The sequence below is a fragment of the Pantoea sp. C8B4 genome (assembly GCF_051336905.1).
Taxonomy (GTDB): domain Bacteria; phylum Pseudomonadota; class Gammaproteobacteria; order Enterobacterales; family Enterobacteriaceae; genus Pantoea; species Pantoea rwandensis_B.
Window position 1 is genome coordinate 172732 of record NZ_JBGMNK010000006.1, and the last position, 19326, is coordinate 192057.

General features: G+C 50.3%; 20 protein-coding genes and 1 pseudogene. 12 read left to right on the forward strand and 9 right to left on the reverse strand.

All coding sequences use genetic code 11. From position 1 onward, the window contains the following. Positions 1-10 precede the first annotated feature (10 nt). Positions 11-1180: a hypothetical protein gene (locus ACCW76_RS10080; protein WP_436338456.1), complete on the reverse strand. Its 1170-nt coding sequence runs from the start codon at positions 1178-1180 to the stop codon at positions 11-13. A gap of 325 nt (positions 1181-1505) precedes the next feature. After that, positions 1506-1676: pseudogene (locus ACCW76_RS10085) on the reverse strand (ogr/Delta-like zinc finger family protein); the annotation flags it as partial. Positions 1677-2166: 490 nt separating this feature from the next. Between ACCW76_RS10085 and ACCW76_RS10090 the strand changes: the two are divergent. From ACCW76_RS10090 to ACCW76_RS10105, 4 genes are all read left to right on the forward strand, one after another. Continuing rightward, the gene (locus ACCW76_RS10090; RefSeq protein WP_436338457.1) at positions 2167-3030 is read left to right on the forward strand and encodes a sce7726 family protein; all 864 of its coding nucleotides are present in this window, start codon (positions 2167-2169) and stop codon (positions 3028-3030) included. Continuing rightward, positions 3015-3932: a sce7725 family protein gene (locus tag ACCW76_RS10095; protein WP_436338458.1), complete on the forward strand. Its 918-nt coding sequence runs from the start codon at positions 3015-3017 to the stop codon at positions 3930-3932. Before ACCW76_RS10090 ends, ACCW76_RS10095 begins: the two co-directional genes overlap by 16 nt. Positions 3933-3936: 4 nt before the next feature. Then, on the forward strand, positions 3937-4977 hold the full coding sequence (locus ACCW76_RS10100; protein ID WP_436338459.1) for an RES domain-containing protein: 1041 nt from the start codon (positions 3937-3939) through the stop codon (positions 4975-4977). A gap of 288 nt (positions 4978-5265) precedes the next feature. Beyond that, positions 5266-6117 (forward strand): helix-turn-helix domain-containing protein, encoded by an 852-nt coding sequence (locus tag ACCW76_RS10105; protein ID WP_436338460.1) that lies wholly within the window; start codon positions 5266-5268, stop codon positions 6115-6117. Here ACCW76_RS10105 and ACCW76_RS10110 read toward each other — a convergent pair. Beyond that, positions 6071-6469 (reverse strand): helix-turn-helix domain-containing protein, encoded by a 399-nt coding sequence (locus tag ACCW76_RS10110; RefSeq protein WP_038643912.1) that lies wholly within the window; start codon positions 6467-6469, stop codon positions 6071-6073. The genes ACCW76_RS10105 and ACCW76_RS10110 overlap by 47 nt on opposite strands. A 191-nt stretch (positions 6470-6660) precedes the next feature. Here ACCW76_RS10110 and ACCW76_RS10115 point away from each other — a divergent pair, with 191 nt between their 5' ends. Beyond that, positions 6661-7038, forward strand: coding sequence for a DUF1360 domain-containing protein (locus ACCW76_RS10115; RefSeq protein ID WP_436338461.1), 378 nt, complete (start codon positions 6661-6663; stop codon positions 7036-7038). A 2-nt stretch (positions 7039-7040) separates the two neighbouring features. Here ACCW76_RS10115 and ACCW76_RS10120 read toward each other — a convergent pair whose 3' ends face one another. Together ACCW76_RS10120 and ACCW76_RS10125 are read right to left on the reverse strand one after the other, a co-directional pair. Beyond that, positions 7041-7505: an Rrf2 family transcriptional regulator gene (locus ACCW76_RS10120; RefSeq protein ID WP_038643913.1), complete on the reverse strand. Its 465-nt coding sequence runs from the start codon at positions 7503-7505 to the stop codon at positions 7041-7043. A gap of 77 nt (positions 7506-7582) precedes the next feature. Further along, the gene (locus ACCW76_RS10125) at positions 7583-8575 is read right to left on the reverse strand and encodes a LacI family DNA-binding transcriptional regulator (RefSeq protein ID WP_436338462.1); all 993 of its coding nucleotides are present in this window, start codon (positions 8573-8575) and stop codon (positions 7583-7585) included. A gap of 403 nt (positions 8576-8978) precedes the next feature. Here ACCW76_RS10125 and ACCW76_RS10130 point away from each other — a divergent pair, with 403 nt between their 5' ends. After that, positions 8979-10442 (forward strand): sugar porter family MFS transporter, encoded by a 1464-nt coding sequence (locus ACCW76_RS10130; RefSeq protein ID WP_436338463.1) that lies wholly within the window; start codon positions 8979-8981, stop codon positions 10440-10442. Between the two features lie 21 nt (positions 10443-10463). Here ACCW76_RS10130 and ACCW76_RS10135 read toward each other — a convergent pair whose 3' ends face one another. The 4 genes from ACCW76_RS10135 to ACCW76_RS10150 all read right to left on the reverse strand — a co-directional run bounded on the left by ACCW76_RS10135 (position 10464) and on the right by ACCW76_RS10150 (position 13675). Then, positions 10464-11597 (reverse strand): ROK family protein, encoded by a 1134-nt coding sequence (locus ACCW76_RS10135; RefSeq protein ID WP_436338464.1) that lies wholly within the window; start codon positions 11595-11597, stop codon positions 10464-10466. Positions 11598-11613: 16 nt separating this feature from the next. Continuing rightward, complete coding sequence (gene dnaC / locus ACCW76_RS10140; RefSeq protein WP_436338465.1) at positions 11614-12354, reverse strand: DNA replication protein DnaC; 741 nt, start codon at positions 12352-12354, stop codon at positions 11614-11616. Further along, entirely contained in the window at positions 12354-12890 is a 537-nt protein-coding gene (dnaT, locus tag ACCW76_RS10145) for a primosomal protein DnaT (RefSeq protein ID WP_034829970.1), read from the reverse strand. Before dnaT ends, dnaC begins: the two co-directional genes overlap by 1 nt. A 92-nt stretch (positions 12891-12982) precedes the next feature. Then, positions 12983-13675 carry an autotransporter outer membrane beta-barrel domain-containing protein gene (locus tag ACCW76_RS10150; protein WP_045815062.1) on the reverse strand — a complete coding sequence of 231 codons (693 nt, stop codon included), beginning with the start codon at positions 13673-13675 and terminating at the stop codon, positions 12983-12985. Between the two features lie 142 nt (positions 13676-13817). On the opposite strand from ACCW76_RS10150, the gene ACCW76_RS10155 reads away from it, so the two are divergent. The 6 genes from ACCW76_RS10155 to ACCW76_RS10180 all read left to right on the forward strand — a co-directional run bounded on the left by ACCW76_RS10155 (position 13818) and on the right by ACCW76_RS10180 (position 19256). Continuing rightward, the gene (locus ACCW76_RS10155) at positions 13818-14378 is read left to right on the forward strand and encodes a DNA-3-methyladenine glycosylase I (protein ID WP_034829972.1); all 561 of its coding nucleotides are present in this window, start codon (positions 13818-13820) and stop codon (positions 14376-14378) included. Between the two features lie 110 nt (positions 14379-14488). Next, positions 14489-15151, forward strand: a complete 663-nt coding sequence (locus tag ACCW76_RS10160; RefSeq protein WP_045815063.1) for an OmpA family lipoprotein — start codon at positions 14489-14491, stop codon at positions 15149-15151. A 161-nt stretch (positions 15152-15312) separates the two neighbouring features. Beyond that, positions 15313-16317 (forward strand): LacI family DNA-binding transcriptional regulator, encoded by a 1005-nt coding sequence (locus ACCW76_RS10165; RefSeq protein ID WP_436338466.1) that lies wholly within the window; start codon positions 15313-15315, stop codon positions 16315-16317. A gap of 58 nt (positions 16318-16375) precedes the next feature. Beyond that, positions 16376-17401 carry a LacI family DNA-binding transcriptional regulator gene (locus tag ACCW76_RS10170; protein ID WP_200538330.1) on the forward strand — a complete coding sequence of 342 codons (1026 nt, stop codon included), beginning with the start codon at positions 16376-16378 and terminating at the stop codon, positions 17399-17401. A 156-nt stretch (positions 17402-17557) separates the two neighbouring features. Further along, a complete protein-coding gene (locus ACCW76_RS10175) occupies positions 17558-18307 on the forward strand; it encodes a sugar phosphate isomerase/epimerase family protein (protein ID WP_436338467.1) in 750 nt (249 codons plus the stop codon). A gap of 7 nt (positions 18308-18314) precedes the next feature. Further along, on the forward strand, positions 18315-19256 hold the full coding sequence (locus tag ACCW76_RS10180) for a sugar kinase (protein WP_045815065.1): 942 nt from the start codon (positions 18315-18317) through the stop codon (positions 19254-19256). Positions 19257-19326 lie beyond the last annotated feature (70 nt).

Genomic DNA, 19326 nt, shown 5'->3' on the forward strand with positions numbered 1-19326 from the left:
CCATTCAAGACTATATATTATTTGTTACGCTCTTAAGGCTCTGAATGTAATATTCCAAATCGTACTCATTCAATTCAAACCCTTGAGAGTGTACTACTGCATTTTTAACGTTAGATAAATTAACAATGGATTCATATATAGCTTCTCCAATAAGCTGACGCTCTCTAAGATCTCGAGAAAGTGAAATGATGCTCAAATAATTTCTTTCTTTTGGCACTCCAGCTCTAATAGCAAGATCTTTAATCTTTATCTCCAAGGCTCGCCAACTTAGCAAAAATTCTCCAACTTTGTAATTCGTACTTACGGCTGCGTTCTCTGCTAGCTCTTCCCTTTCTTCTTCAGGCACTGTGATTTTCTCTAAAGAAGATATTGCGCCTTCAATGATAGGCTTAATCTCACTGCTCATTTCCATTAGCATTTCGAAATCATTTTTTTCGAAGAAGTTATTGTGTGCAACCTTACATCTAATTAAATATAACTTATCCCATCTCGATTTGAGTAGGCTCTCTTCACAATCCACATGCTTCTGAAAATAACGTTGCCAGTTTGACTTTGGTATAAAGTCTCTAACATCATCTATTGGTATAGAATCTCCATCAAAATTTTTAATTTTACGTATAAGTGCATCTAGATCTTGAGTTCTATACGAATCAAAGAGAAATGTAGATAACTGTATAAAATCAGCATCATATAAGTAGTTATTTGAACCTTGCTGCTTCTTATCTCTTCTGATTTTTTTCAATTCATCTGGAATTGCCGTCTCAGACCATCCCAAACCCACGTTAGTCAGCATAAATTTAGTGATTAACTTTCTCATGAGATTTTCTAACTCATGAATGATTGGGTATGCTTTACGAGAATAGCTATAACTGACATCATCCCATAACGTTTGAATATTATTGTTCGATGCCAGATTAAGCAAACCTCTAATAACTTTTAAAAAAGCTGCAAACAATTCTAAATCATCAGAAGAGTTTGCCAACCTAAGGTGAAATATTTTATGTTTTTCAGAAGGTGTGCTTTCCTCAACCACATCAATATCGAAATCATTCCCTTTATATTTTGCTTTTTTACCAGAAAGACTTATATCAGAATCTGATTGAAGGAAATTCAGAAAAGACTTTTTCGTTTTACAAAAAGAATTTTTTAATTCAATAGTGACCAAATATTCTACTTTCATTTAATCCCCAATCTCTACATTTTATGCAATCCTAGCATCAAGTACCCAATGCTCAGGTTATCAAACTACATTTTCCATTCGCGCGCAATGCTATCCCCGCCACGCCTGCCCGCTTTATGCATCCCTTTTCATGCAGTTGCATAAAGCGGGCCGGACCGCGCCCGGTATGGCCTGAACGGGTGAAAGCGGTGCATGTTTTTTCATGCAAATCCATGCGCGCTATGCATGCATCACTCTTTACAAAGCGGCTGGCCAGAAAAAGGGCTTCAGAAAGGCAAAGCGAAGATACAAAAAAGCCGCTGGTCGGGCAGCGGCAGTGAGGGGATTAATGCACCTGGCGGAATGAAGAGCCGTAACGGCCCAGCGTCTGGCGTTCCTTTACCGGCTCAGGCGATGCTACCAGTTTTATTTCCGGCTGTGGTGGGGCGATGATGACTTTGGTGATGCTCTCATTCGTCTTGAAGGTGCAGGAACAGTCAAGGTTTGTGCACCGGTGATAGCGCTCTTACACCTGTTCGGACATACAAACGAACCTAATGCATAACGATAAATGTGAAAGTGATTGGTTACCTAGGTATTAGTCCATAACTCTACTAACCGGCTTTGGCCGGTTTTTTTATGCAAAATTAAATCTGGTTCTGCGGAAGGCATAGGCAGCAGCAGATCTTGCCTAGGCCTTATTGACGTTGGATTTAAACCTAAAGAACATACGGAGGTTTGTTTTAAGACTCAAAGAACAACCGAACGAGCCAATCAAATCCATCATCTTGGGATGCCAGATTTTTTCTTTCGCGGTTTAATGACTACTAATGTATAGTGCAAAGGATGGGGGGATCGGCTTAACCGAATGAATTTAAATGAAAAATTCCATCATGAACAGTATGGCGAGTGTAAAAGAAAAATTTTTAGGCTAGATATTTTTCTTGATGATAAGATTTTAGCTCAAGCTTACATAAGTCCAAATTACACAAGAGTTGCCTAAGATCATGTTAGAAAGTAGAGAAGCCATCCAACTGTTTACCAGTCAATCTATCCAAAACATAGCTAAGGGTAACCATGACTTTGTTATTGATGTCATTACTAAATATCTGAAATATGAACCATCCTCGCTAACATTGTCTCAAGCATTTGACTTAACGATGAAAAAAGCCTCAAAGGAATATAAAAATGAGTATTATTATAAGAATAAAATAGCAAACGAGCTTTTTTTGAAGAAACATAAAAAGAACACTGCTACTATGGTTAGCGAATTTAGAGTAGGAAATGCCAAAGCTGATTGTGCAATTTTTAATGGAAAAACAACGTGTTACGAAATAAAAACAGAATTTGATACATTAAAAAGATTACCCGAGCAAATATCGGAGTATGCCAAGCTATTTGATGAGATATATATCGTTGCTTCAAGGAATCATATTGATAGAATTGTTGATATAACACCTAGCCACATTGGAATAATTGAGCTTACAGAAAAAGGATTTTTAAGAGACTTCAGGACAGCATCATTAATTAATACTCCAATTGATCCTGTATTAATGACTCAATCACTTAGAAGAAGTGAGTACGTAGAAATTGCTTCACTAATTAAGGGAGTAAATATTAATGTAAACAACATGGAAATTTACAAGCACTGCTTAGATATTATAAAAAGTGGAGATCCCCAAATATTAAGAGAGCACTTTAGAGAAGTAATAAAAAAACATAGGATGATAAATTATGATTTAGTGAGGAGCCTTCCATTTTCCTTGGTCTCTTCATTTATTTCTTATAATCTTACAAAATCTATTCAACTTTCAATTTCTGAGATGTTAAAAAAAGAGATTGTAACGGAGGACACATGTACTGCCCATTAGTGAGAGGTAAGCAGTTTGAGCTAATTGCTTTACGGGAGCTGGCGGATTTATTATCACCACAATACTTTAAACCGATAATTGAGCCAGTGCGAGACAATTACTCACCTTTGTTAAAGACTATCGAATGTCTGAATAATAGGAACATTGAACCGATTGTAATCATCAATCCCTGCTTGGGTGATTTTAAAAAAGAACCTCTTATAATTGATGACATCCTATTAAAGCTTAACCCAAATATAAAATACACCCCCTGCTATGGCATAAAAGAACACGATGATCATATATATGAATCATTGAATAAAAAACAAGGTCGTAAAGCTGCATATGTTTATGACAAAATAGATTCTAGAATAGTACCCATTTTGAATGAATGTGAATACTCAATCGTTCCTGTTGATGCACCAATTGGTGCATTGCGAAAATTAAAAAATATAATATTAATGGACGATCCTTTTCAGAAAAAAAGGAAAAACGCAGATTATCTTAACGAGTCATATTTTTCAGACATCCATACGTCTTATAAGAATAAAGGAATTGATGTATTAGGCTTTGGAGATTATACGATTGTTGGTAGTGAATTCAGTGAGTCTGGTGGCCCTGCCTATGTAGTGACAATACACATGTCGTATATTGATGAAGAGAATTTTGATGCAATGTCCGTTAAACATTTCTCGTCAGAGGATAACGGAAGCCTAGTCGATCCTGGCGGAAAATTCTTGGAAGCACTGCAGAAATTCGTCATATTTGATCATGAAAATCCCAATATTTTTGATGATACAGATGGTAAGGAAGAACTACATAAGTTATTTAAAAACAAGCAATTTTCTGGATTAGGAATTGTCAAGAAAATAGCCATAAAACATCACATAGAAACATTATGCAATTATATTTCAAAGGGATAATAATATGCCTTTATGTTGCACTGATTGTTTTAATGACACAGAGATAAAACAAAAAATTAAAGATTTAGGTAACATAGGCTACTGTTCATATTGTGGAGGAGAAAGGGTTCCGTGTGTAAGCCCTGATAAAATAAGCGACAAATTTGAATTTTTCAGTTATTGTATTGAGAAAAATGAAAATGCCAGTGAAAGTTATGCAAATTTAATTCAAGAACAATTTCACCTTTTCAATAATAACATTAGGAATTTAAACGATCTTATAACTGACATTTTAGGCAGAGAATACTCGACCCCGACGTTTAAGTTTAAGCATGATTACAATAAGCATTTAGAACTATGGACAGACTTTAAAGATGAGCTTAAATTTAGAAATAGGTTCTTTCCTAACAACTCATTATATTCAACCATATTCAACTATTCCAAAGGGTCTGACGCAATTTTTCTTGAGTTATTAGGCCAACTCACTAGGCCTTTGTATGCTGGAAGAAGCGAACTATTTAGAGCGAGAATTAGTGATAAAAGACTGGAAGCTAAGGATTTACATATGCCTCCGCCAGGGTCAGCAAGTGGTGGAAGGGCTAATCCCGTAGGAATATCTTATCTTTATCTAGCGGAGAATATAAAAACTTGTATCGCTGAAGTTCGCCCCAGCAACAGCAGTTCAATATGGATATCATCATTTGAACTAAATAAAGATTTAAATGTACTAGATTTAACATCTCCTAAAAAGTCCGTGACAGTAACCTCTTTCGAAGGTGACAGTGTTGAAGAGATAATAAATTATGTAAATTTACTAGAAAACTTATCGACAGAGTTGTCTAAACCTATTCTTCCGGACAAATCGAGCATTGATTACCTTCCAACTCAGTTCATCTGTGAATTTATAAAGTCGGTAGGCAAGTATGATGGAATAATATTCAAAAGCTCATTTGGCGAAGGCAATAATTTTGTATTTTATAGTCAGGAGCACTTTACAATAACACAGCCTGAACTGTTCAGCGTAACGCGCACCACTCATGAGTTTTCAAAGCAACAGTTGGAATAACTGTTAGAAACAATATTATTTCAGCATGTATAAAAAAGTATATATAAACTCAAGCAAGTCCATGATAAATATAATATAATCATAGGCTTGCTACACATAACTCACTCCTGTGATCTTCCGCCACTAGTTCTCCCATCTCACACCAATGCATAAAAAGTGACTTAGGCAACCTGTAAGTCTTCATTACAAGTTGGAAAGATTAAGCCAAAAGCGGCACAGCAAGGCTGGCACTTTACTTCTGCACGGTTCTCCGCCACTTTGCACTAAGATAAATTTTCGGAACCCCCCATGCTCATCCATCCCACCGACAACCTCACCTTCTCTGGCGATCCGCGTGCGGATGAGCTGCGCAAAAAACTGCTGCAACCCAATGCCCCCAAAGTGATCGCGGCGGCGTTGTCCAAGCAGTTGGATCACGAAAGCCGCACTCACAGCCATGCCGCCGGGCAGCTTTATTGCCTGAAGCAGGGCATGATGACGGTCAACACGCCGTCGGGCATCTTCGCCAATCCACCGCGCCTGGTGGGTTGGATTCCGCCGCACTTCGAACACGCGATTATCGGGCCAGGCCGTGTACTTGGCTGGACGGTGTTAGTGGATGAAGCGCTCAGCGCACCCTTGCCTAAACATCCCGTACTGCTCTCCTGCCCTTCGGTGCTGGAACCGCTGGCTGAGCGGCTGGCAAGTTTGTCGCCGGATAGCTGGGGCAGCGATCGCTACAACCGATTATGCGATGTTTTTCTTGATGAGTTATATGAGTCCACCGAGCATGCCCTGACGCTGCCGCTCCCCGAAGAGCCGCGTCTGCGGCAGATTGCGCGCCTGCTGATGGACAATCCCGCGGACACGCGCACCGGACCCGAACTGGCACAGTGGGCGGGACTTAGTCCACGCAGTCTGAGTCGTCATTGGGCCAGTGCAGTGGGCATGAGCTTGTCGCGCTATCGCCAGGTCTCGCGACTGTTGAAATCATTGGAAGGGCTGGCCGACGGCAAAAGTGTGCAGCAGGTGGCGTGGCAGGTCGGCTTTGATAGCGTGAGCAGTTACATCAGCGCGTTTCGCAGCGCCTTTGGTTCCACGCCCGGCAAATACTTTACGCCGCCTGACGCGTCTGCGGTTGCAGTATCAGAAGACTCGTAGGCCCATCGATCGCTGGCAGGCTGTGATGATATTTGCGACGAAACGCCCCGGGCGGCAGATCGTACATGCGACGGAAAGTGCGGCACCATGTCTGTTGAGACTCAAAACCATACTTAATCGCAATCTCCATCAGCGGCATATGGCCGTTCATCAAGGCAATCGCCGATGCCGTGAGTTTTCGTTCACGAATATAACTGCCCAGCGCAATACCAGTATGGTGGCGGAACATACGTTGCAGATGCCACTGCGAGTAACCAGCCCGACGCGCCACGGTCTCCAGCGTCAGTCGCTGTTCAATGTTGTCTTCGATCCAGAGCATCAGTTGATGCATACAGGCTGCCTGAATATCCATCTTTCCTCCTGATGGCGGATTAACAATCATCAGCATTATAAAAAAGCCTCAGCTGGCTATGTTTAGCGTTAAAGCCAATAAATAACGATATCTCGCCAAACTTGCCCACGTATCATTCGAGCTCAGCGCTTGCAGCTGACACTATCATGTAATATTGTAAGTTACATGATAAATGCCTGACAGGAGAATGTATGAATAGTTGGATCACTTCAGAAGTGGGAATTTGTGTCGCGATAGCCCTGGCAGCGGCCAGTATCGCGATGACCCTCACCCAAACCGAGTTGTTTGCCGGCCTGCGCGCATGGACCGCCAAAAAGCACGCGCTACTCGGCCATCTGTTCCACTGCTTTTACTGCATGAGCCATTGGACGGTGCTGGCGGGCATGGTGATTTATCGCCCTGCGCTATTGCACAGCGATATGGCACTCGTTGATTGGGTGATGACGGCGTTCATTACCTTAACTCTGACCACCTTTATCAACGGTCTGATGTTCAAGGTGTTCCAGGCAGCAGTCACCACGCATGTGATGAAGCACAATGCGCAGATCACTTTGCAGAAGCAGGATTGAGGTTATTCACTGCACAGCGGATGGGGCTCAGATTCCAGCCCCAGTTTTGCCATTTTCTTGAGGTAATCATCGGCAATATCAGCCACGGTAATGTGGCTAAAACGTTGAAGCAGCAGCACTTCCGCTTCATTGAGCGCCTGATCCAGACGCTCATCGACCGCATGTTCAACTAAACACGGCGAAGGATCGGCAGCAGGCCCGATGCTGAACAGCGCAGGCGACCCAATTGCCTGATACACATCCAGTAGCGTAATCGCGCTGAGTTCCACCCGCAGCTCCCAACCGCCGCCGTGCCCCTTCTCCGACACCACATAGCCTTTTTCGCGCAGGCCAGACATCATGCGGCGTACCACCACCGGATTGGTGCCCAACATCTTCGCCATCGCTTCCGAGGTGGCGCGTTTAACGTGCCGATCAAGATGAATTAAGGCGTGCAGTGAGCGGGACATTCGGTTGTCGCGGGGCATGGATCATTCCTCTAAAGTTCACGACACTTTAGCAAAGCCGCCCGGTAGCAACAATTTATCCTGTCTGAATGGTCCGCCTAGATAGTCGCTCCCATCGAGAGTCGATAATGCAGATTGACCTGTTCGATAGTCGGCTGCAGGTTAATCTTTTTCAGCACAATCTCGGTGGCGACTTTACCCATCTCAAAACGTGGCGTGATCACGCTGGCTAAACGCGGCGTGGTGGCCTGACCAATCTCCAGCCCGTGAAAACCGGCAATCGCCATCGTCTGTGGCACGGCAATTCCGGCGGCCTGACACTCCTGCAATACGCCGACAGCTAAATCATCATTGGTGCAGAGAATCGCGTCCATTTCCGGATAGAGCTGGCGTGCCAGCGTCATCATGCCCGTACCAATCGAGACTGAAGAGACCTTGTTCGGCACAATTCTTCCCGCCGGGAAGCCCGCCGCTTCCACCGCATCACGATAACCCGCATAGCGCTGTTCATCGCGGCGATCGGACATCGAACCAAAATAGATGACGCGCTGTTTGCCGCTGGCCAGCAGCATCGAGGTCATATCGTAACCGGCGCGATAGTTGTCAAAACCGACGTTGATCCGCCCGCTGGCTTCCGTTAGCCCCATCACTTCCGCCACCGGAATATTGGCGGCATTGAGGTATTTCTCGGCGCGCACCGTGTGCACTGATTCGGTGAGGATCAGCCCTTTGATGTTAAACGCCAGCACCGTGGCGATCTGCTCCTCTTCACGCTGGGCATTGTAGTCGTAGTTGACCACCAGCGTCTGATAGCCGTGTGCACTGGTGACTGACTCGATGCCCGCCAGCAGATCGGCAAAAATTTGGTTATTAAACGAGGGCACCAGCACGCCGATGCGCGGCGGGTTTTGTTTGGTTGAGCTGGTGTTGTCGCTATCGGGGACGTAGCCGATTTCAGCCATGACGCTGGCGATTTTCTCCGCCGTTTCCGTTTTAACCTTTTGCGGAGTACGTAAATAACGGCTCACCGTCATTTTGGTGACGCCCGCCAGGGTAGCAATATCGTCCAGAGTGATGCGCTGCGTTTTCATTGCGACGTCCGCAAAGATGGCCTGTCAATCAACGTATTATGCCCGTTGCCCGACAAAAAATGAAACCCACGCTTAACCGCTCTCAGAAAGAGAAATCAGGGTTGCATTACAGAATAAAAATTTCACACCGTTGCAAGAAAAAACAAGAAACGTCATGTTGCGCCAATCACGCCTGATAAAAAACCTATCATTTCAGCCAAATATGGCCCTGCCGTGAATGTTGCCATCAGCAATTTTCGCAACACCCTTCACACTTCCTGGAAAAAATGATCCAAAAACCATCATTTAGAACATATATTCCAAAGCGATGACCTTGAGTGAACAACGCTGAACATCGATAACCTACACCACTCCTCTTTCTGAACACGTAACGTTCAGGCCGTAGAGACAAGGGGCTATAACAATGGATACCAGGCAAAAACGCTACAACATGAAGTATGTCATTCTCTGCTGTACCGTCGCGGCATTTGGCGGACTGCTGATGGGCTATGACTCTTCTATTATCTCCGGTGCAATCGAACCTTTAAGTGAATATTTCCAGTTAACCCCGGCTGAAACCGGCTGGGCTGTTTCCAACATTCTGCTGGGTAGCTTAGTGGGATGCTTTATCGCCCCCCGCCTGAGTGACAAACTCGGACGCAAAAAATCGCTCGCCATTACCGCGCTGCTGTTCACCGCTTCGGTGATCGGAACGGCGATCGCCCACAACTTCACGGTGTTTGTGCTGTTCCGTATCATTGGTGGACTGGCGATTGGCCTCGCCTCGGTGATTTCGCCGATTTACCTCGCGGAACTGTCGCCGTCGAAGTTTCGCGGCCGTACCACTGCACTCTATGCGGTATGCTGTGTCGGTGGACAATCGGTGGTGTTACTGACCAACTACTTCATCACCAAATCGACGCTGCCCGAGGTGATGATCAACATGGGCTGGCGTTACATTCTGGCTACTGCACTGGTGCCCTGTGCGCTGTTCATCTTCTTCATCGCCTTTATCCCGGAATCTCCGCGCTGGAACGTGCTCAAGGGCAAATACGATGAAGCGCTGGATACGCTGACCAAAATTTCCAATCGCGAGCATGCCGAGAGCGTGTTCAATGAAATCAAACACTCGTTCTCAGACAAAACCGCACATCAACATAAATCGCGCCTGCGTCTGGATAAAACCACCATTCCGCTGCTGGTGATCGGTATCGGTCTGGCGGTCGGTAACCAAATCAGCGGCATTAACGTGATTCAATACTTCGGCCCGACATTGCTGAAGAACGTGGCGGGCAGCACCGATTCAGCGTTGCTGCAGACCTTCTGGCTGTCGATTTGTCAGTTTATTGGCGTGCTGGCGGGCATGATGGTGATTGATAAAATTGGCCGTCGTAAGCTGCTGCTGCTGGGGGCCATCACCTCCTGCATCTGCCTCGCTTACTCGTTCATCGCCTTCTATTATCACCTGCCGGGTATGCTGGCGGTGGTGGGTCTGTTTGCCTATATGATTTTCTTCGGCATGACCTGGGGCCAGATCGTCTGGACCGTGCTGGGCGAAATCTTCCCTACCGAAATTCGTTCGATTTGCGTCGGGATTTCCATCTGTGCCATGTCGCTGGCGAACTTTGTGATCAGCAGTACTTTCCCGATCATGAACAGCAGCCCAATGCTGCTGGATCTGTTCCACGGTGGCTTCCCTCTGTTGCTGTTCGCGATTTTCTCTCTGGGAATGTACTTCTTTACCTTCCGCTACCTGCCAGAGACCGCGGGCGTGTCGCTGGAGAAAATTCATGGGCTGGTGCTGGAGAAGTTTAACGTCGAAGCGGAACTGCCGCAGAGCACCTCGCCGGCCAAGTCCAGCGAGTCGTTTGATATTCCACGGCATTAAGAGGGTGTGATGAGGGCGCGCCTAAGAGATGGCGCGCTCATATTGCTCAATCACCGCCAGCGCCAAACCGTTGGCAGGATCAATACGCTGCGGCAGGAAATGCAGCTGCGTGTGGGAGAAGGTAAAGGCCAGCGTGCTGGCCTGCGCCGTTTCTTCAACCGCCTGGATAAAGGCAGGATGTGTATTCCACGGCCCATCAATAATGATGCTCGCCGGGTTCACCAGCTGCATCACATGGCTCAGGGCGTGGCCCAGATGTTGACCGGTTAACGCCATCACCTCACTCGCGATCTGCGGTTCACTGGCGGCGTTCTGCCAGCGCAGTCCTGTTTTACGCTGCCCCAACTGCTGTTGAATCGCGGGCTGACTGATCAGTGTTTCCAGGCAGCCTGAACGTCCACAGCTACAACGCAACCCTTTGGGTTGCACCTGCAAATGACCAATCTCCCCTGCGGTCCAGCTGCTGCCGACAAACACTTCACCCTGCTCTACCAGCGAGCCGCCAACCCCTTCACCGATACGCAGATAAAAATGGCTCTGTGCTCTATCCAGATCGAGTTGCTCCACCGAGAGCAGCGCAGCGGCTTTGACGTTATGCATAATGCGCAGCGGCAAACGGCAGGCGCTGACCAGCGGCGTCAAAACATCGACATCCTGCCAGCCAAGATGGGCGGAAAAGTGCACCCGGCCACGCTGTGGATCGATGATACCGGGAAAGCCTACGGCGATGCCCAGCAGTTCAGGATGCGCGGCGTGCAAGGTCTGGCACACTTCCCCCAGCTCATGCAGCAACTGCGCAGGATCGGAGGTAGCCGTTTGCCAGGTTTGTTCCGCAATCACCTGCGAGAAATAATCACAGACGCGCCAGTGAATGGCGTTGCGCTCCACCATGATGCCGGCGCTTTTTAGCTTTTCCGCGCGTAGCGAAATTTCGATTTTTGGGCGTCCGGCCGCTGCCACGCTCACCGGGCCGAGTTCGTGAATCAGGCCCTGCGCCAGCAAATCATCCACAATCAGGGAAACGGTGTTTTTACTCAGCTGCAGCGCCAGCGCGATATCCTGGCGGGAAGTAATACGCGTGCTACGCAGTTGCGTCATCACGCGCTTAAGGTTGTTTAATCGAAGTAATGCGGGGCCTTTACCGGCTGCTTTCATCGCGCGCCCACCTGACTCAATACTCATCACCGCGTACACGGCTGCGATAGCTTTCCCAATCGAAGCGCACCCACAAACTGGTGCCGAGACGCATACGATCCATCACGCGCTCGCCTAATAAGCCGTTCATTCCCGCCGGGTCCAGATTCGACAACATGCCGGTTGGGCGTTTTGACGATGAGCGACGATCGACAATCTGATTGATGATCACTTTTTCGTAGCGGGATTCGCTCTGCATGCCGATCTCATCGATCACCAGCAGGTCCACATGGCTGAGATCCTGCAGCAAGCGCTCTTCGGTGATGTCGCTGCCACCGCTGAAGGTGCCTTTCATGCTCGACATCAAATCGGCCACGGTGACAATCAATACGCTTTTGCCACGCAGAATGAGGTCGTTACCAATGGCGGCGGCCAGATGGTTTTTTCCGGTGCCAGGGCGGCCAGAAAACACGAAGCTGGCAATGCTGCTGTCGAACCCGGCGGCATACTCCCGCGCCAGCGCGAGTGCTTTGCGCTGACCATCATTCTCGACACGATAGTTATCAAACGAGCAGTTCATATGCAGCTCACGGATACCAGAACGCCCCATGATGCGCTGCATTTTCATGGCGCGGTTTTCGCGCACGATGGCTTCAGAGCGCAGACGGCCCTGCTCCTGATTCCACGCCAGCAGCTCTTCACCGTTTTTAAATTTCGGCTGCACATCCGCAGGCATAAATTTTTTCAGGCGACTGAAAAGATCGTTCGGCGTTTTCATCACTCACCTCGGAATCCATCGGGAATATCATATTGAGTATTGCTGATCTGGGTGATATCGCGCTTGGGCTGACCGCCGTTGGCAGCGCGGTTCATTTGTACGCTGCGCGCCAGTTTCTGCTGCCACTGCACATGATGGAACAGTCGGCCTTCGGCCTGCCAGTAAGCCACAAAGGTGGCCAGTTCGGCCGCCGTTACCGGTTCACTCAGCGCTACACCCCAGATGGCGGCCTGCCGCTGAAAATCGTGATCCGGCTGCCAGCCCGCGTACATGGCAAACTTGCCCACCGGTGTGGCGATCGGTGCCGCATCGGTATGGAACAGGCTGTCATCCAGCGTGACATCATTTGGCTGCTGCGCTGCGGCTTCCAGCGCCAGCAACTGTGCCAGACGCTGCGGTGTCAGCGCATAAAAAGCGGGCGCATTGTTGTGCAGCACCGCCAGCACGCCGTTATCGGCCTGCTGCAACACGGCAAGCGGATCCTGGCAAAAGCCATCCAGCCCCACCAGCGTTGAAGATAAGATTTTAACTGACATGAAGAAACCTGACGTTGACCAACCCGGAGCGCCTATAGGTTTAGCGCTAAGCGGTCAGTGTACCTGTTTTAACGCGATGGATCGCGCAGGATTTAGAAACTGGCGCTGACGCCAAGGCTGTAAATAAACTGTTCGCCGCTGATCACCGCACCGGTTTGCGAGAAGGAGGCGAAAGCCGCCATATTTTGCCCAAACGGCACATTGGCCCCCACGCTGACATCGACCCAGTTGCTTTCATGGCCGATCTCCTCGGGGCGATCGCGCAGCGATGACGCGTTTTCATCACTCAATTGATGGCTGTAGCTAACCTGTGCCCAGGGTGAAATCCAGTCAAGGGTGGAATCAACGCGCCAGCCCAGTGAGGCAATATGCCCGGCGCGATTGCCATCGACAAATTCACACTTCGGGCAACTCACTCGCGAATCATCCACCGCGAATTGCGCCACCGGACCGGTGCGCAGCGTCGCACTCATCGGCATCTGCCAGCCTGCCGAATAGCGGTTAGCAAAGGGGGCATTCCCCACGCTGGCTTTTTCACTGTGCAACACCATGGCGCTCTCATCCGGTGAATTCAGCGCGGCATCCATCAGGCTGATGTCACGATCTTCTGTCAACATCAGGTGATTACTGGAAATCTTTTCAGCAAGTATCGCGTTGTAATCCGGCACATAATCCGCGCCCGATTCATCCCAGGCGTAAGCCGGCACCGCCGTAAATAACAGCCACACACTGCCAAAAGCCAGCATGAGATTGTGCTGGCCTGTCCGCTGACTTTTCTGCAACATGAAAGACTCCTGACGAGCCAGAAAGGAAACGGGCGTTAAGATTCAGGTTTATTGATTATCGGCACCCATTGATTAACTATTAATCGATTCTGTAATACGTCAAGGGATTAACTGTATTTTCCTCATGCTTAGGGAGAGTAATATGCAACGTTGTGGCTGGGTAACACAGGATCCGCTCTATCTGGCGTACCACGATAATGAGTGGGGCGTGCCGCAAACTGATAAGCGAGCCTTATTTGAAATGATCTGCCTTGAGGGGCAACAGGCGGGTTTATCGTGGATCACCGTGCTCAAGAAACGTGAGAACTATCGTCGCGCGTTCCACGAATTTGATCCTCAGGCCGTGGCGTTGATGGATGAGGCAGACATGCTGCGCTTGCTGCAGGACAGCGGATTAATCCGTCATCGCGGTAAGCTGGAGGCGATCATCAATAACGCCAAAGCCATGCTGGCGCTGGAAGCGGAAGGCGAAGACTTTTCACGCTTTGTCTGGTCATTTGTCGATAATCAGCCGATTTTGCACCGTTTCGCCGATTACAAGCTGGCGCCCACCACCTCCGAGCCTGCCATTGCGCTCTCTAAAGCGTTAAAGAAGCGTGGTTTTAAATTCGTCGGTCCGACAACCTGCCATTCATTTTTGCAGGCGTGCGGGCTGATTAACGATCATCAAACCAGCTGTTTCTGCCATCCCGATAATCTTTAAAGCAAATCTTTACACTTTAAGACTGACCCTCACGCATTTCCCCATTATTGAACGGCATAATAGTGCCGTTTTGGGGCATTTTCCCCGTGTGACTTTGTGAGGGATTTTCAATGAAAAAGCGTAGTTTGACGCTGGCCTTGTTACTTAGCGGCAGCGTTGTGCTGTCCGGTTGTACCACCAATCCTTATACCGGCGAATCGCAGGCCGGGAAATCCGGCATCGGCGCGGGCTTAGGTGCCGTGCTGGGTGCAGGCGTTGGCGTGTTGTCATCGTCGAAGAAAGACCGCGGCAAAGGCGCGCTGATTGGCGCCGCATCCGGTGCTGCACTGGGCGGCGGCGTCGGGTATTACATGGATGTGCAGGAAGCGAAGCTGCGCGACAAAATGCGCGGGACTGGTGTTAGCGTGACGCGTCAGGGCGATAACATCGTGCTGAATATGCCGAATAACGTTACCTTTGACTCCAACAGCAGCAACCTGAAACCGGCAGGCGCCAATACGTTAACAGGTGTCGCGATGGTGCTGAAAGAGTATCCTAAAACTGCTGTCAATGTTGTGGGCTTCACCGACAGCACCGGTACACGCGCGCTGAATATGCGTCTGTCGCAACAACGTGCGGATAGCGTGGCCAGCGGCCTGATTCTGCAAGGCGTAGCCCAGAACCGTCTGCGCACGCAGGGCATGGGCCCGGATAATCCGGTGGCCAGCAACAGCACCGAAGCGGGTAAAGCACAAAACCGCCGCGTCGAGATCACGCTGAGTCCACTGGGTTAATCCCGCTCGCCGATCTGTTTCTGCAGATCGGCTTTTCCGCACGTTTTTACACCGCAATTGACGCTTTTTGTATCAGATAACGCTCTATAATCGTCAACCAATAGAGCCGTGAAATACTTTATGCTAGCGTGATCAAAATTTGATCAGTGGAAAACGTCATCATGTCGCTCAAAGCCATTGCCGCTGCCCTCGGCCTCTCTGTTACCACCGTGAGTCGTGCGCTAAATGGCTATGACGATGTTGCGGCCGCCACGCGTAAACGTATTGAAGAAGAAGCCACTTCACGCGGCTATCGTCCGAATGATGCCGCGCGCCGTCTGAAGACCGGCCGCGCCAATGCCGTCGGGCTGGTTTTCCCGGTCAGCACCGCCTCTTTGAATGACAGTTACTACAGTGAAATGCTGTTGACGCTGGATCAGCGCCTTGCTCAGCATGACATTGATCTGATGATTCTGCCGGATAAACCGCAGGATAAGCACCGCACGCTGATGCGCTTGCTGCGCAGTGGCGCGCTGGATGCGCTGATTCTCACCCATACCCAACCGCATGATATCCGTCTGCAGCGTTTGCAGCAGAAAGGCTATCGCTTTCTCACGCTGGGCCGCAGCCAGCTGCCGCAACCTTATGCCTGGTTTGATTACGATAATCATGCAGGCACCCTGCTGGCCGCTGAACACTGCCTGCAACAAGGGCTGACGCGGCTTGCCTATCTTGGCGGCAACGAGCCCTGCACGTATATCCTCGATCGTCGCCACGGCTTTATCGATGCCCTCACACAGCATCAACCGCCTATCGCGCCGACGATGCTGGCCGCGCTACCGATGACACGTCGTGCCGGTTATCAGCAAACACAGCGCTGGCTGGCGCAGGATATCGCGCCTCAAGCCATCATCACCGATTGTGCGCCGCTGGGTGAAGGCGCGGCCATCGCGCTGCAGCAGGCCGACCGTTTAAGCGGTGCGCGGGCGATCCCACTGTACGTCTATGATGGCTTACCGCATGACTCCATTATCGATCAGCCAGTGAACGCGATTCTGCAACTGTCGCAGCAGCGCATTGGCGAACGCGTGGCCGAAATGGTGCTGCAACTGCTGGAAGGTGCACCGCTTGATGAACTCCAGACGCTGTGGCAACCGATGTTGCGCCTCACTTCTGATGCACAATGATTGCGTGTGCGCCGTGCTGTGGTAGTCTTCGCCTGATTTTATTATTCAGGTGTACGCAATGAAAACCAGGCCGCCACGAGCCACAATCAGTGACGTTGCCCGTACGGCAAAAACCGGTAAAACCAGCGTTTCCCGCTACCTCAATGGCGAAGTGAATCTGCTTTCGCCCGATCTCAAAGCCCGTATTGAACAGGCGATTGCCGATCTTGATTATCGTCCCAGCCAGATGGCGCGCGGACTGAAGCGTGGCCGCACGCGGCTGATTGGCCTGATTATCGCGGATATTACCAATCCCTATTCAGTGGATGTTCTGAGCGGTATTGAAGCGGCCTGTCGCGCGCAGGGGTTTACGCTGCTGATGTGTAACACCAATAACGAAGTCGATCGTGAACAGTATTATCTGCAATTGCTCAGCAGTTATCAGGTCGAGGGCATCGTGGTCAATGCGGTGGGGATGCACGAAGAGGTGCTGAAACGCCTGCAGCAGTCGATGTTGCCGATGGTGTTGATCGACCGCAAAATTCCTGACTTCGCCTGCGATGTGGTTGGCCTGAATAATCCCGAAGCCGCGCAAATTGCCACCCAGCACCTGCTGGATAATGGTTACGATGCGCTGCTGTTCCTCAGCGAACCGTTGGGCAGCGTCAACACCCGCCGTGAACGCCTTGGCGCCTTCTATGACACCAGCAAAGCCCATGCCGGGGTGATGGCGGAAAACGCCGAAGTGCCCTTGCACCAGCCAGAGCAGCTTGAGCAGGTACTGCGGACATTCCAGCAACGCCACAGTGACAAACGCTGCGCGGTGATGGCCGCCAACGGTGCCCTGACCTTGCAGGTGGCGCGCGCCTTGCAGCGGCTCGAACAGCGCTGGGGGGAAACCATCGGCCTGCTCGGTTTTGATGAGCTGGAGTGGGCCGCACTGGCAGGCGTGGGCATCACCACCCTGAAACAGCCCACCTGGCAAATTGGCTATGCGGCGCTGGAACAGGTGATCGCTCGCATTGACGGCAACGAACAGCCGATTAGCGAGCAGGTTTTCCCCGGCGAGTTGATTGTGCGCGGCTCCAGCCAGCCGCTGCGCTAATTCCCCTTTCTCTGGCTCACTTCGTGAGCAGGATCATAATTCCACACTCTCTTCCTTTCATTTGGAACCGGTTCCATTTAGGTTTTTTTTAAGACATCGATTTTAAGACAACGGGCGGCTCTGACCGCATCCTTCCCTGTTCAATGGAGAGACAACATGGCACATCCGGAAATCATCGTGGTCACCGCCGCCTACGGCACGCACAAAGTCGCTGAGTTAGGTGGCCAGACCGCCCTGCTGCCGCTGATCAAAGCCGCTGGCGCGGATGGTGTGGAAATCCGTCGTGAGCTATTCAGTGAAGACGACCTGCTGCAGTTGCATTCGCTGAATAAAGCCATTGCCCAGCAGCAGCTCAGCGCCAGCTACTCGGTGCCGGAAGCCCTGTGGCTGGAGGACGGCTCGCTTAACCCTCGTCTGGGACAGTTCCTGCTGGAAGCGGAGCAGATGGGCGCTAAGCGTTTGAAAATCGCCCTCGGGCACTTTGTCGATCTCAGCGATGCTTCGCTGGTTGAGGTACTGGCCGCATCGCCAGTGACCGTAGTGGTGGAAAATGATCAAACGCCAGACAGCAAACTGGCCCCGATGCAAACCTTCTTCCATCGTACCTGCGATGCCGCCTTGCCGCTGGATATGACCTTCGACATGGGCAACTGGCAGTGGACCGGCGAAGACGCTTTACAGGCTGCAGCACAGCTCAGTCGTTACGTCAGCTACATTCACGTTAAAGCCGCAGTGCCGCATGGCGAGAGCTTCCGTGCCGTGGCGCTGGATGACACCGACGGCAGCTGGCGTGCATTGCTGAAAGCACTGCCTGCTGATGCGCCGCGCGGCATCGAGTTCCCGCTCGAAGGTGAAGACCTGCTGGCCGTGACACGCCATTACGTTGATCTGCTGCGTGCAGTGTAAGGAGCCGATGATGAAGCAACTGGATGTGGTCACGATTGGCGAAGCGATGGCGATGTTTATCGCTCAGCAAAGTGGGGATCTCGCCGCCGCAGAGGGCTTCGTCAAACGTATTGCTGGTGCCGAACTGAATGTGGCCATCGGACTGGCGCGTCTCGGTTTACAGGTCGGTTGGGTCAGCCGTGTCGGCGATGACAGTTTCGGCCGTTTTACGCTGCAACAGCTGGAGAAAGAGAAGGTCGATCACCACTGTGTGACCACGGATAGCCGCTATCGCACCGGTTTTCAGCTCAAGTCGCGCGTTGATGACGGTTCCGATCCTGAAGTGGAATATTTCCGCGCAGGCTCCGCTGCCAGCCATCTCTCGCCGCAGGATTTTGATGCGGATTACTTCGGCGGCGCGCGTCACCTGCACCTGAGCGGCGTGGCCGCCGCCCTCTCCGACAGTTCGCTTGAGTTGACCAAACATGCGGCCAAAGAGATGCGTTCGCGCGGCAAAACCATCTCCTTCGATCCGAATTTGCGCCCGGTGTTATGGCGCAGCGAGGAGGAGATGCGTAAGCAGCTGAATCTGCTGGCAGAGTACGCAGACTGGGTGCTGCCGGGTGAGAAAGAAGGGTTCATTCTGACCGGCTATCGTCAGCCAGAAGCCATCGCCGATTTCTATCTGGATAAAGGTGTACGGGCGGTGGTGATCAAAACCGGCTGCGACGGCGCCTGGTACAAAACCGCCGACGGTGAAAAGGGCAATGTCGCACCGATTCTCGTCGATAACGTGGTGGATACCGTGGGCGCGGGCGATGGTTTTGCCGTGGGCCTGATCAGCGCACTGCTGGAAGGCAAATCGCTGCCGCAGGCGATTCTGCGCGGTAACAAGATTGGTTCGCTGGCGATTCAGGTCGCGGGCGACAGTGAAGGGCTGCCGACGCGCGCGGCGCTTGGCGATTTTTAATCAAGCGGTTGCCTTCATTGGCAACCCAGCAGTTAGGGTACGCATTGATGTGTACCTGGTGAAACAGTCT